Below are 14,046 nucleotides of genomic sequence, written 5' to 3'. Positions count from 1 at the left end.
GCCCGGCGGCGTTTTGTCCGCCGGTAGTCATTACTCGCATCAATACTATTCTCTGCTTTACTTATAATCCTGGACCGGTCATGAAGCTCTCTTATAACAGGGCATTTGTGCCGGAAGAGCCGGCGATCGTCTGCTACAATCGCGCCTCATTTTTTGAATGGACAGCATTTTCACATGGTTTCCGAAACTAAAACCACAGAAGCGCCCGCGCTACGTCGCGAACTCAAGGCGCGTCACCTGACGATGATCGCCATTGGCGGCTCTATCGGTACAGGCCTTTTTGTCGCCTCTGGCGCGACGATTTCAGCAGCGGGTCCTGGCGGCGCGCTCTTTTCATATATCCTGATCGGTCTGATGGTCTACTTCCTGATGACCAGCCTGGGTGAACTTGCGGCGTACATGCCGGTATCCGGTTCTTTTTCTACCTACGGCCAGAAATACGTTGAAGAAGGCTTTGGCTTCGCGCTGGGCTGGAACTACTGGTACAACTGGGCGGTGACCATCGCCGTGGACCTGGTGGCGGCACAGCTGGTCATGACATGGTGGTTCCCGGACACGCCGGGCTGGATCTGGAGCGCGCTCTTCCTGGCGGTGATCTTCCTGCTCAACTACATCTCCGTGCGCGGCTTTGGTGAGGCCGAATACTGGTTCTCCCTGATCAAAGTGGCAACCGTGATCATCTTTATTATCGTCGGCCTGGCGATGATCGTCGGTATCTTCCAGGGCAGCGAGCCTGCGGGCTGGAGCAACTGGACGGTTGGCGATGCACCCTTTGCGGGGGGATTATCGGCGATGATTGGCGTGGCGATGATTGTCGGCTTCTCCTTCCAGGGGACGGAGCTTATCGGCATTGCTGCCGGTGAATCTGAAAACCCGGAGAAGAACATCCCGCGCGCGGTGCGTCAGGTCTTCTGGCGTATCCTGCTGTTCTATGTGTTCGCCATCCTGATTATCAGCCTGATCATTCCATATACCGATCCGAGCCTGCTGCGTAACGATGTGAAAGATATCAGCGTCAGCCCGTTCACCCTGGTGTTCCAGCATGCCGGCCTGCTCTCTGCGGCAGCGGTTATGAACGCGGTGATCCTGACGGCGGTGCTGTCGGCGGGTAATTCCGGGATGTATGCCTCTACCCGTATGCTCTACTCTCTGGCCTGCGATGGCAAAGCGCCGCGTATTTTCGCGAAGCTCTCCCGGGGCGGTGTGCCGCGCAACGCGCTCTATGCCACCACCGTGATTGCCTGCCTGTGCTTCCTGACCTCAATGTTCGGCAACCAGACCGTCTACCTGTGGCTGCTGAATACCTCCGGGATGACGGGCTTCATCGCCTGGCTGGGCATCGCCATCAGCCATTACCGTTTCCGTCGCGGCTACGTGAAGCAGGGTTACGATATTAACAACCTGCCATACCGCTCCGGCTTCTTCCCGCTGGGTCCGATCTTCGCCTTTGTGCTCTGTCTGATCATCACCCTCGGCCAGAACTACGAAGCCTTCCTGGCCGACACCATCGACTGGGGCGGCGTTGCGGCCACCTATATCGGTATCCCGCTGTTCCTGATCATCTGGTTTGGCTACAAGCTGGCGAAAGGAACGAAGTTTGTGCGCTACAGCGAAATGGAATTCCCGAATAGCTTTAAAAAATAAGCGCATCACCTCTCTCTAACCCGCTCAGCCGAGCGGGTTTTTTATTTCTCCACAGTATGCTCTCTTGACATAACTTTTAACAATTGAATTGATAATAGTTATCGTTTGCTTTATCATTAGCAAAGTAATCAAAAGGATGAAGGAGTCAACTTTCTCGCCCTGGTCAGGGGAGGGGGTGCGGCCACACCTGCAAAGAATTACCAGACCGACCCGCCCAAAGAAGCGGGCGGCATGCAATGCAATGTGAGCAGTACATATTTGATTTTGCTGTGTTTACCTCATGGAGAAATGGAATGTTTAGGTTGAATCCCTTCGTTCGGGGAGGGCTGTGCGCGTCTGCTCTTTCCCTGGCGCTGCCGGTTGCGGCGGTGGAATCTGGCGACACGATGGTCGTTACCGCCTCGGCCAACGAGCAAAACCTGAAGGATGCCCCCGCCAGTATCAGCGTCATCACCCAGCAGGATCTGCAGCGTAAGCCGGTGCAGAACCTGAAAGATGTGTTACAGGACGTGCCGGGCGTGCAGTTAACCAACGAAGGGGACAACCGCAAGGGCGTCAGTATCCGCGGGCTGGACAGCAGCTATACGCTGATCCTGATCGACGGCAAACGCGTCAACTCGCGCAATGCCGTGTTCCGCCATAACGACTTTGATCTGAACTGGGTTCCGGTGGATGCCATCGAGCGCATCGAAGTGGTGCGCGGGCCGATGTCCTCCCTCTACGGCTCCGATGCCCTGGGCGGCGTGGTCAATATCATCACCAAAAAGATCGGCCAGAAATGGACCGGCACCCTCACTGCCGACACGACTATTCAGGAACATCGCGATCGCGGCGACACCTACGGCGGGCAGTTCTATACCAGCGGCCCGCTGGTGGATGGCCTCCTCGGCCTGAAAGCCTTCGGCAGCGTCTCCCAGCGTGATAAAGACGATCCGCAGTCCTCTTCCACCAGCGCCACGGGCGAAACCCCGCGTATCGAAGGCTTCACCAGCCGTGATGCCAACGTGGAATTTGCCTGGACCCCGAACGAAAACCACGATTTCACCGCCGGGTATGGTTTTGACCGTCAGGATCGGGATTCCGACTCGCTGGATAAAAACCGCCTGGAGCGTCAGAACTACTCCCTGAGCCACAATGGCCGCTGGGGGCTGGGCAACAGCGAGCTAAAATTCTACGGCGAGAAGGTGGATAACAAAAACCCGGGCAATGCCAACCCGATTACGTCCGAAAGCAACTCCATTGACGGCAAATATGTTCTGCCGCTGGGGGAGATTAACCAGCTGCTGACCTTCGGCGGAGAGTGGCGTCACGACAAGCTGAAAGATCCGGTCAACCTTACCGGCGGCAGCAGCAGCAATACCTCGGCCAGCCAGTATGCGCTGTTCCTGGAAGATGAATGGCGGATCTTCGAACCGCTGGCCCTGACCACCGGCGTACGCATGGATGACCATGAAACCTACGGCGATCACTGGAGCCCGCGTGCTTACCTGGTTTATAACGCCACCGATACCGTAACGGTAAAAGGCGGCTGGGCAACGGCATTCAAAGCGCCGTCGCTGTTGCAGCTGAGTCCGGACTGGACCACCGGCTCCTGCCGCGGTGCCTGTGAAATTGTCGGTAGCCCGGATCTGAAACCAGAGACCAGCGAAAGTTTCGAGCTGGGGCTGTATTACAGCGGGGAAGAGGGATGGTTAGAGGGCGTTCAGGGGAGCATCACCGCTTTCCAGAACGACGTTGATGACCGGATCAGCATCAGCCGTACCGCCAGCGTTAGCCAGGCGCAGAGCTACCCTAACTATGTCGGGCTGAACGGTGACGGTGAGCCGGTATTCCGCTACTACAACGTCAATAAGGCGCGTATCCGCGGCCTGGAGACGGAGATTAAGTTCCCCATTGCCGAAGACTGGCGAATGACGCTGAATTACACCTATAACGACGGGCGTGATATCAGCAACGGCGGCAACAAGCCGCTCTCCGAGCTGCCGTTCCATACCGCAAACGGCACGCTGGACTGGCAGGCGACCCAGGCGTGGTCCTTCTACGTGCAGGGGAATTACACGGGTGAGAAACGCGCGATTACCGATGGCGCGGCAACGCCGGGTGGCTATGTGGTGTGGAACACGGGTGGTGCATGGCAGGCAACCAAAAACGTTAAGCTGCGTGCGGGCGTCATGAACCTGCTGGATAAAGATCTCAGCCGCGACGACTACACCTATACCGAAGAGGGACGCCGTTACTTTATGGCGGTGGATTACCAGTTCTGATGGTTGAAACGCCGGGCGGCGCTGCGCTTGCCCGGCCTAAGGGCTGGTGTGGGTTTTGTAGGCCCGGTAAGCGAAGCGCCACCGGGCATGAGGCTGGCACTTACTTCAACAGCTGCTGCGCATGGAAGCGCAGATGATCTTCAATAAACGACGCAATGAAATAATAGCTGTGATCGTACCCCGGCTGGATACGTAACGTCAGCGGCCAGGCTTTTTGCCGTGCCGCTTCCGCCAGTACGGCTGGCTGGAGCTGGGTCGCCAGGAACTGATCGGCATCGCCCTGATCGATAAGCGTCGGGAGCGCCTGTTCCGGCTGGCTGTTCAGCATCAGAGCGCAGCTGTCCCACGCCTGCCAGTTTGCAGCATCCTCACCCAGATAGTGGCTAAAGGCTTTCTGCCCCCACGGCACCTGCGTCGGGTTGACGATTGGCGCAAACGCCGAGACGCTGACATATTTACCCGGGTTTTTCAGCGCCATCACCAGCGCACCGTGACCGCCCATCGAATGGCCGCTGATGGCACAGCGATCGGCTACCGCAAACTCCGCCTGGATCAGCGCCGGTAGCTCGTCGCGCAGATAATCATACATCCGGTAATGACGCGCCCACGGCTGCTGGGTGGCGTTCAGGTAGAACCCGGCGCCTTTGCCCAGGTCATACCCGGCATCGTCCGCCACGTCGTCACCGCGCGGGCTGGTATCCGGCATCACCAGGGCGATCCCCAGTTCGGCCGCCACGCGCTGGGCGCCCGCTTTGGTGGTGAAGTTCTCATCATTGCAGGTCAGGCCGGAGAGCCAGTAAAGCACCGGCGGTTTCGCCCCGTCGGTCGCCGGAGGAAGAAAAATGCTGAACGTCATCGCGCAGTTCAGCACCGTGGAGTCGTGACGCCAGCGCTGCTGTCGACCTTCAAAACAGTGGTGCTCTTCGAGCAGTTCCATGCAGGGCTCCTTCAGGAAGGTGAGATCGGGATTGAAAGCCATAATACAGATTATTCAGTAACGTGTGAGCAACTTTCACTTCCGCATTCGCCTCATATCCTGCATCATGAATTTACGAAACTTTAACAATCGGGGTGGTCATGGCGCTGCGTATCGCGCTCAGCGGATTTGTGGTTCTGGTGGTGGCGATGGGAATAGGGCGCTTTGCCTTTACGCCCCAGGTGCCGCTGATGATTACGGCAGGGGAGCTCACCCTGACCAGCGCCGGGCTGGTGGCGGCGATGAACTACCTCGGCTATCTGGTGGGTGCATGGGATGCCATGCGCGCGCACCGCTTCGTTGAAGGACGTTTATGGCTGGGGATCGGGGGCGCAGTGGCGCTGACGCTGCTCTCCGCCGTGGCGGATAATGCGGTGGTCCACGGGCTGCTGCGCTTTGTGATTGGCTGCATGAGCGGCTGGTCGATGGTGCTGGTCGCCGCCTGGACCAACGAGCGGCTGGCCCATTATGGCAAGCCGGGCCTGAGTGCCGCGGTGTTTGCCGGGCCGGGGGCGGGGATCGCCTTAAGCGGTCTGCTGGCGGTCTGGATCCAGGCGCAGGCGCTCTCCGCCAGCGCCGCCTGGCAAATCTACGGCCTGCTGGCGCTGGTGCTCGTCGCGCTGGTGGGCCGCTACCTGCCGCGAGCCGGACAGCTGCATCGTCCGGGCACCACGCCGGAGCCGCTGACGCTAACCCGCGATCTGCGTCGTCTGGTCTGGAGCTACAGTCTCGCCGGGTTTGGCTACATCCTCCCGGCGACCTTTCTGTCGCAGATGGCGGCGCTGCGCTTTCCCGGTAGCGCCTTTGCCCAGTTTGTCTGGCCGGTTTTTGGTGTCGCTTCGATGGTGGGGATTGCCCTCAGCATCGCCCTGCGCCACGTCGCGTCGACCCATCGTCGGCTGGCGATCGTGCTCTGGTTGCAGGCGGTAGGGGTGATTGCCGCCTGGCTGATGCCGGGGATGGCTGGGCTTGTGACCGGTGCGCTGCTGGTCGGCGGCGGATTTTTATGTGCGGTGCAGCTCTCGTTGCTCTATGGGCGTGAACTGGCACCGAATCATACGCGTTACATGGCCGGATTACTGACGACCGGCTATGCCATCGGGCAGCTAATTGGCCCGATGACATCGGCACTGTCGAGCTGGCTTACCCATCAGCTTGAGCCTGCGCTGGGCCTTGCGGGTATCGCATTGTTTGTTGCGGGTGGACTGGTCTGGCAGCGTCAGGTTGAAAGGTAACGACAATTGGAATAATTATCGCGGTGAATACTGGATTATGCTCGCCGCCTCGCGCACAATGAGTGCACATTTTGCCCCACGGAGGGCAGAAGAGCGCCACACCTGCAGGAGAAAAGAATGTCATCAATGAGTAAAGAAGCTGCCCTCGTCCATGAAGCGCTGGTAGCACACGGCCTTGAAACGCCGCTGCGCCCACCGGTTCAGGAGATGGACAACGAAACACGTAAAAGTCTTATTTCCGGGCACATGACCGAAATCATGCAGCTGCTCAATCTCGATCTGAGTGATGACAGTCTGATGGAGACGCCGCGTCGCATCGCCAAAATGTATGTCGATGAGATTTTCTCCGGGCTTGATTACGCCAATTTCCCGAAAATTACCGTCATTGAAAACAAAATGAAGGTCGATGAGATGGTGACGGTGCGCGATATCACCCTGACCAGCACCTGCGAGCATCACTTTGTGACCATCGACGGTAAAGCGACCGTGGCCTATATCCCGAAAGACGCGGTGATTGGCCTGTCCAAAATCAACCGTATCGTACAGTTCTTTGCCCAGCGTCCGCAGGTGCAGGAGCGTTTAACCCAGCAGATCCTCATCGCGCTGCAAACGCTGCTGGGCACCAACAACGTGGCGGTATCGATTGATGCGGTACACTACTGCGTGAAAGCGCGTGGCATTCGTGATGCGACCAGCGCCACCACTACCACCTCGCTGGGCGGCCTGTTCAAATCGAGCCAGAATACCCGCCAGGAGTTCCTGCGCGCCGTCCGTCACGTTAGCTAATCGTCAGGGCAGGGTACATGGAAAGAAATGTCACGCTGGATTTCGTTCGTGGCGTCGCGATTCTGGGTATTCTGCTTCTGAATATAAGCGCCTTCGGTTTGCCGAAGGCCGCTTACCTCAATCCCGCCTGGTATGGCGATATCACTCTCCGCGACGCCTGGACATGGGCGATACTGGATCTCTTTGCTCAGGTCAAATTCCTCACCCTGTTTGCGCTGCTGTTCGGGGCAGGTCTTCAGCTGTTACTGAAACGTGGTAAACGCTGGATCCAGGCCCGGCTCTCTCTGCTGGTGCTGTTCGGGTTTATTCATGGGCTGCTGTTCTGGGATGGCGACATTCTGCTGGCCTATGGGCTGGTAGGGCTGATCTGCTGGCGCATCATCCGCGACGCACACGACGTCAAAAATCTCTTCAATACCGGCGTGGTGCTGTTTCTTATCGGCGTGGCTATATTGCTACTGCTGGGGGTTATCTCCGGCGGCTCGACCAACCGCTCCTGGGTGCCGGATGCGGCGAACCTGCAATATGAGCAGTACTGGAAGCTGGGCGGTGGACTGGAAGCCATCAGCAACCGGGCGGATATGATCGGCAACAGTTTACTGGCGCTCGGCGCACAGTATGGCTGGCAGCTGGCGGGGATGATGCTGATCGGCGCCGCGCTGATGCGTACCGGCTGGCTGAAGGGCGAGTTCAGCCCGCGCCACTATCGCCGTACCGGGATGTGGCTGGTGCTGGTGGGGCTGGCGATCAACCTTCCGGCGGTGATCGCCCAGTGGTATCTGCACTGGGATTATCGCTGGTGCGCATTCCTGTTGCAGGCGCCGCGTGAGCTGAGCGCGCCGTTTCAGACGATTGGTTATGCCGCGCTCATCTACGGTTACTGGCCGCAGCTCTGCCGTTTCAGGCTGGTGACGGCGGTGGCCTGCGTGGGGCGCATGGCGCTCAGCAACTATATTTTACAGACGCTGATCTGTACCACCCTGTTCTATCAGCTTGGCTTATTTATGAAGTTCGACCGGCTACAGCTGCTGGGGATTGTCCTGCCGGTGTGGCTGGTTAATATTCTATTCTCCGTCCTCTGGCTGCGCCATTTCCGTCAGGGGCCGCTGGAATGGGTATGGCGACAATTGACCATACGTGCGTCAGGCGTTTCATCAAGCCATACATCCGGATAACGATCTGGATCACAATCATTAACAAAACCGATGTAACCGTTTTCATCCTTGTGACCTTCTTCACGTAGTCCTCGCCTTGTCGCTGCCAGAATAGGCACCTTGCTAAACACAGGGGGTGTCTGTGAGTCGCTGCAATCTAAATAAGGGTGGTGAATATGATCACCATTCGTGACGTCGCGCGTCAGGCGGGCGTTTCTGTCGCCACCGTTTCCCGGGTTCTTAACAATAGCGCACTGGTCAGCCCGGAGACGCGTGAATGCGTGATGAAAGCCGTCACGGCGCTGGGCTACCGGCCTAATGCGAACGCCCAGGCGCTGGCGACCCAGGTCAGCGACACCATCGGTGTGGTGGTGATGGACGTGTCAGATGCGTTCTTTGGCGCGCTGGTGAAAGCCGTCGATATGGTGGCGCAGGAGCACCAGAAAAACGTGCTGATCGGCAACAGCTATCACGAGGCGGAAAAAGAGCGCAACGCCATTGAGGTGCTGATTCGTCAACGCTGTAACGCATTGATCGTGCATTCAAAAGCGTTAAGCGATGAGGAACTTTCCGCGCTGATGGAGCAGATCCCCGGCATGGTGCTCATTAACCGCATCGTTCCCGGCTATGCCCACCGCTGCGTCTGCCTCGATAACGTCAGCGGAGCGATGATGGCCACGCGGATGCTAATGAACAACGGGCATCAGCGTATCGGCTATCTGGCCTCAAGCCACCGCATCGAGGACGACGATATGCGCCGGGAAGGCTGGCAGAAAGCCTTGCTGGAACAAGGGATTACGGGGTCGGAAAGCTGGATCGGCACCGGCGCTCCGGACATGCAGGGCGGAGAGGCAGCGATGGTGGAGCTGCTCGGGCGCAACCTGCAGCTGACCGCGGTCTTTGCCTACAACGACAGCATGGCGGCGGGCGCACTCACGGCGCTGAAAGACAACGGCATTGCGGTGCCGCAGCATCTGTCATTGATTGGTTTTGATGATATACCGATTGCCCGTTACACGGACCCTCAGCTGACGACGGTTCGCTACCCCATCGCCTCCATGGCCCGGCTGGCCACGGAGCTGGCATTACAGGGGGCCGCCGGGAAGCTGGATATCGATGCAACACACTGTTTCATGCCAACTTTAGTGCGTCGCCACTCCGTTGCCATTCGGCAAACTGTGGTGCCGATCACTAACTAATAATTCGCCGTGATGTAACCGTTTTCAATTTGTGAGTAAATTCACAGTAACTTAACAATGCGCTGTCTATGATGTCAGCGTTTTAGCAACTGAAACGCTATGTAACGGTGATTAATCACTTTGACCATAGCTGAGGTCCGTTAAACATCCAAAAAAACGCATTCTGGAGCGTTACCGACCAAGGAAGATAAAAATTTTATAAGTGGACTTCGGCCGGCAGTAACGTTTCTTTAACATGTGCCCGCCGAGCGTTATTCACACGAACTACCCTGCATAAAAATCGGAGATATCATGAATAAGAAGGTGTTGACTCTGTCTGCTGTTATGGCAAGCATGCTTTTCGGTGCCGCCGCGCACGCTGCAGATAGCCGTATTGGTGTGACTATCTATAAGTATGACGACAACTTCATGTCCGTTGTGCGTAAGGCAATCGAGAAAGAGGGTACAGGCGCACCAGATGTACAGCTGTTGATGAATGACTCCCAGAATGACCAGTCCAAACAGAACGACCAGATCGACGTTCTGCTGGCGAAAGGCGTAAAAGCTCTGGCAATCAACCTGGTTGACCCGGCAGCAGCAGGCACTGTTATTGAAAAAGCACGCGGCCAGAACGTGCCGGTTGTGTTCTTCAACAAAGAACCTTCCCGCAAAGCGCTGGATAGCTACGACAAAGCCTTCTACGTCGGTACCGACTCCAAAGAATCCGGCATTATTCAGGGCGACCTGATTGCCAAACACTGGGCCGCTAACCCGAACTGGGATCTGAACAAAGACGGTCAGGTACAGTTCGTACTGCTGAAAGGCGAGCCAGGCCACCCGGACGCTGAAGCACGTACCACCTACGTTATCAAAGAGCTGAACGACAAGGGTCTGAAAACCCAGCAGCTGGCTTTAGATACCGCAATGTGGGATACCGCTCAGGCGAAAGACAAGATGGACGCATGGCTGTCCGGCCCGAACGCGAACAAAATTGAAGTGGTTATCGCCAACAACGACGCGATGGCAATGGGTGCGGTAGAAGCCCTGAAAGCACACAACAAATCCTCTATCCCGGTATTTGGTGTGGACGCCCTGCCTGAAGCGCTGGCACTGGTTAAATCTGGCGCAATGGCGGGTACCGTACTGAACGATGCAAACAACCAGGCGAAAGCCACCTTCGATCTGGCGAAAAACCTGGCAGAAGGCAAAGGCGCGGCTGACGGTACTAACTGGAAAATTGACAACAAAGTTGTTCGTGTACCGTACGTTGGCGTAGATCAGGAAAACCTGGCGCAGTTCACCGGTAAATAAGTTATAGCATTCCACTGGGCGCAGTTTCTGCGCCCTTTTATCACGCGACGCGAGGCCGAGAAGGTATAATTATGGTCAGCACAACGACTCAGTCGTCCGGTGAATACTTGTTGGAAATGAGCGGTATCAACAAGTCTTTTCCCGGTGTTAAAGCACTGGATAATGTTAATTTAAAAGTACGGCCTCACTCCATTCACGCCTTAATGGGTGAAAACGGTGCGGGTAAATCAACATTATTGAAATGCTTATTTGGGATCTACCAAAAAGATTCTGGCAGCATTCTTTTTCAGGGGAAAGAGATCGATTTCCATTCCGCCAAAGAGGCGCTGGAAAACGGTATTTCGATGGTTCACCAGGAGCTTAACCTGGTACTTCAGCGTTCTGTTATGGACAATATGTGGCTGGGTCGTTATCCGACCAAAGGCGTATTTGTTGATCAGGACAAAATGTATCGCGACACCAAAGCTATTTTTGATGAACTGGATATTGATATCGATCCCCGGGCGCGCGTCGGTACATTGTCTGTTTCACAAATGCAGATGATCGAAATTGCCAAGGCCTTCTCCTATAACGCCAAAATCGTGATTATGGATGAGCCTACCTCTTCGTTAACGGAGAAAGAGGTGAACCACCTGTTCACCATTATCCGTAAACTGAAAGAGCGCGGTTGCGGCATCGTTTATATCTCTCACAAAATGGAAGAGATCTTCCAGCTGTGTGATGAAATCACCGTGCTTCGCGACGGGCAGTGGATCGCCACCCAGTCACTGGAAGGGCTGGACATGGACAAGATCATCGCCATGATGGTTGGCCGCTCCCTGAACCAGCGCTTCCCGAACAAAGAGAACAAGCCGGGCGAAGTGATTCTGGAAGTGCGCAACCTGACTTCACTGCGTCAGCCTTCCATTCGCGATGTTTCCTTCGATCTGCATAAAGGGGAGATCCTCGGGATTGCCGGTCTGGTGGGCGCCAAGCGTACCGATATCGTCGAAACGCTGTTTGGTATCCGCGAGAAATCCGCCGGGACCATTACCCTGCACGGTAAAAAGATTAATAACCATAACGCCAACGAAGCTATTAACCACGGCTTTGCGCTGGTTACCGAAGAGCGTCGCTCGACCGGTATTTATGCCTATCTGGATATTAACTTTAACTCCTTAATTTCTAATATTCATAATTATAAAAATAAAATCGGTTTGTTGGATAATTCCCGCATGAAGAGCGATACCCAGTGGGTGATTGACTCCATGCGCGTAAAAACCCCAGGACACCGCACGCAAATTGGCTCGCTTTCCGGTGGTAACCAGCAAAAGGTTATTATTGGACGCTGGTTGTTAACCCAGCCAGAAATTCTGATGCTGGATGAACCAACCCGCGGTATCGACGTTGGTGCAAAATTTGAAATTTATCAGCTGATTGCTGAATTAGCTAAGAAAGATAAAGGGATTATTATTATTTCTTCCGAAATGCCGGAATTGTTAGGGATCACAGATCGTATTCTGGTTATGAGCAATGGTCTCGTTGCCGGAATTGTTGACACCAAAACGACAACGCAAAACGAAATTTTGCGTCTTGCGTCTTTGCACCTTTAAGATCAGGGGCTCCTCATGAGTGCGTTAAATAAGAAAAGTTTTCTTACTTATCTGAAAGAAGGCGGTATTTACGTTGTTCTTTTAGTCTTACTGGCCATTATTATTTTCCAGGATCCGACTTTCTTAAGTCTGCTGAACTTAAGTAACATTCTGACCCAGTCTTCGGTGCGTATTATTATCGCCCTCGGCGTGGCAGGTCTTATTGTCACCCAGGGTACTGACCTGTCAGCTGGCCGTCAGGTTGGTCTGGCGGCGGTTGTTGCGGCAACGCTTCTGCAGTCGATGGAAAACGCCAACAAGGTCTTCCCGGAAATGGCAACCATGCCTATTTTCCTGGTGATCCTGATTGTCTGTGCCATTGGCGCGGTCATCGGTCTGATTAACGGCATCATCATTGCGTACCTGAACGTAACGCCGTTTATCACCACCCTGGGTACCATGATCATCGTTTACGGTATTAACTCCCTGTACTACGACTTCGTGGGCGCATCACCGATTTCCGGTTTCGACAGTGGATTCTCGACCTTTACGCAGGGCTTTATCGCGATGGGCAGTTTCCGCCTCTCCTACATCACCTTCTACGCGCTGATTGCCGTGGCGTTCGTCTGGGTGCTGTGGAACAAAACCCGCTTCGGTAAGAACATCTTTGCTATCGGGGGTAACCCGGAAGCGGCAAAAGTCTCTGGTGTTAACGTGGCGCTGAACCTGCTGGTTATCTATGCCCTGTCGGGCGTGTTCTACGCCTTCGGTGGTCTGCTGGAAGCGGGCCGTATCGGCTCTGCCACCAACAACCTCGGCTTTATGTATGAGCTGGATGCCATCGCCGCGTGCGTCGTGGGTGGCGTGTCGTTCAGTGGTGGTGTGGGTACCGTGCTGGGTGTGGTAACCGGTGTGATCATCTTCACCGTTATCAACTACGGCCTGACCTATATCGGCGTCAACCCGTACTGGCAGTACATTATCAAGGGCGCCATCATTATCTTTGCGGTAGCGCTGGACTCCCTGAAGTACGCGCGTAAGAAGTAAGATTTCGGTTAGCAAAAAACCCGCCTTGTGCGGGTTTTTTTATGCCCGGCGGCGCTGCGCTTGCGCGGGCCTACGGGGTAATGTAGGCCGGGTAAGGCGAAGCCGCCACCCGGCGGGGGTTACTTCTTCTTCTGCATCTCAAGCAGCTGTTCTGGCGTGACCGCCGGATAACCCTGGGCATCGGCCGGGACTTCCGTCATCGTCGGGATCGGCACCAGCGGGCCTAAGAAGCGCGGTTCGCGTTTAAAGATGTAGAGATCCGCCAGCGCCCCCAGGCGTGCGCCAAACTCGCGTACCCGCACGGTGAGCATATCTTTTGGCGATGGAACGGCATAACACTGGGCCTGAATGCCCATATGCAGGGCGATAAACAGCGCGCGTTCGCAGTGGAAGCGCTGGGTAATGATGATGAAATCGTTGGTATCAAATACCTTACGGGTGCGAACTATCGAATCGAGGGTTCTGAAACCGGCGTAGTCGAGCACGATATCGGCCGGATCAACCCCTGCGGCAATCAAATCCTTACGCATGGTGACCGGCTCGTTATAGCTCTGGAGCGCGTTGTCACCGCTCAGCAGCAGATAATTTACTTTGCCGCTGTTATAGGCGTTGAGCGCCCCCTGAATGCGGTAACGGTAATACTGGTTGATCACCCCGGTGCGGTAATACTTGGCGGTGCCCAGCACCACGCCGACCTGCCGGTAGGGCAGATCCTGAAGGTCATCAAAGATATAAGGAGCCGTTTTCCAGCTCATCCAGCGGTCGAGGCCCAGCGCAGTCAACAGCACGATGCCGATCAAGACAACCAGGCTGTAAAACACGCGCTTTAACATACAGATGACTCTTACCAAAGGTGAAATTTCACTCAGGCTACTTTACC

General features: G+C 55.6%; 11 protein-coding genes. 9 read left to right on the top strand and 2 right to left on the bottom strand.

The genetic code is table 11. From position 1 onward, the window contains the following. The first annotated feature begins 174 nt into the window (after positions 1–174). Together C2U54_RS20355 and cirA are read left to right on the top strand one after the other, a co-directional pair. Complete coding sequence (locus C2U54_RS20355; protein ID WP_103180338.1) at positions 175–1,644, top strand: amino acid permease; 1,470 nt, start codon at positions 175–177, stop codon at positions 1,642–1,644. A gap of 293 nt (positions 1,645–1,937) precedes the next feature. Next, positions 1,938–3,908 carry a catecholate siderophore receptor CirA gene (gene cirA / locus C2U54_RS20345; RefSeq protein WP_103180336.1) on the top strand — a complete coding sequence of 657 codons (1,971 nt, stop codon included), beginning with the start codon at positions 1,938–1,940 and terminating at the stop codon, positions 3,906–3,908. Between the two features lie 100 nt (positions 3,909–4,008). Here cirA and fghA read toward each other — a convergent pair whose 3' ends face one another. Further along, positions 4,009–4,845 (bottom strand): S-formylglutathione hydrolase, encoded by an 837-nt coding sequence (gene fghA / locus C2U54_RS20340; RefSeq protein WP_103180334.1) that lies wholly within the window; start codon positions 4,843–4,845, stop codon positions 4,009–4,011. A gap of 140 nt (positions 4,846–4,985) precedes the next feature. Between fghA and C2U54_RS20335 the strand changes: the two genes are divergently transcribed. The 7 genes from C2U54_RS20335 (at position 4,986) to mglC (ending at position 13,166) form a co-directional block, all read left to right on the top strand. Further along, positions 4,986–6,119: a YbfB/YjiJ family MFS transporter gene (locus tag C2U54_RS20335; RefSeq protein ID WP_103180333.1), complete on the top strand. Its 1,134-nt coding sequence runs from the start codon at positions 4,986–4,988 to the stop codon at positions 6,117–6,119. A 117-nt stretch (positions 6,120–6,236) separates the two neighbouring features. Next, the gene (gene folE, locus C2U54_RS20330; protein WP_103180331.1) at positions 6,237–6,905 is read left to right on the top strand and encodes a GTP cyclohydrolase I FolE; all 669 of its coding nucleotides are present in this window, start codon (positions 6,237–6,239) and stop codon (positions 6,903–6,905) included. Between the two features lie 17 nt (positions 6,906–6,922). Further along, positions 6,923–8,080, top strand: coding sequence for a DUF418 domain-containing protein YeiB (gene yeiB, locus C2U54_RS20325; protein WP_103180329.1), 1,158 nt, complete (start codon positions 6,923–6,925; stop codon positions 8,078–8,080). Positions 8,081–8,235: 155 nt separating this feature from the next. Further along, positions 8,236–9,258, top strand: coding sequence for an HTH-type transcriptional regulator GalS (galS, locus tag C2U54_RS20320; RefSeq protein WP_103180327.1), 1,023 nt, complete (start codon positions 8,236–8,238; stop codon positions 9,256–9,258). 291 nt (positions 9,259–9,549) lie between these two features. After that, positions 9,550–10,548, top strand: a complete 999-nt coding sequence (gene mglB, locus C2U54_RS20315; RefSeq protein WP_103180326.1) for a galactose/glucose ABC transporter substrate-binding protein MglB — start codon at positions 9,550–9,552, stop codon at positions 10,546–10,548. A gap of 71 nt (positions 10,549–10,619) precedes the next feature. Then, a complete protein-coding gene (mglA, locus tag C2U54_RS20310; protein ID WP_103180324.1) occupies positions 10,620–12,140 on the top strand; it encodes a galactose/methyl galactoside ABC transporter ATP-binding protein MglA in 1,521 nt (506 codons plus the stop codon). A 15-nt stretch (positions 12,141–12,155) separates the two neighbouring features. Next, the gene (gene mglC / locus C2U54_RS20305; protein ID WP_103180322.1) at positions 12,156–13,166 is read left to right on the top strand and encodes a galactose/methyl galactoside ABC transporter permease MglC; all 1,011 of its coding nucleotides are present in this window, start codon (positions 12,156–12,158) and stop codon (positions 13,164–13,166) included. 119 nt (positions 13,167–13,285) lie between these two features. Here the strand turns inward: mglC and sanA are convergent, their stop codons facing one another. Next, positions 13,286–13,999 carry an outer membrane permeability protein SanA gene (gene sanA / locus C2U54_RS20300; RefSeq protein ID WP_103180320.1) on the bottom strand — a complete coding sequence of 238 codons (714 nt, stop codon included), beginning with the start codon at positions 13,997–13,999 and terminating at the stop codon, positions 13,286–13,288. Between the last annotated feature and the right edge of the window lie 47 nt (positions 14,000–14,046).

It is taken from the genome of Leclercia sp. LSNIH1 (genome assembly GCF_002902985.1).
Lineage (GTDB): Bacteria > Pseudomonadota > Gammaproteobacteria > Enterobacterales > Enterobacteriaceae > Enterobacter.
Note: the sequence above shows the minus strand (reverse complement) of the source record. Positions and strands in the feature narration are given on the sequence as shown.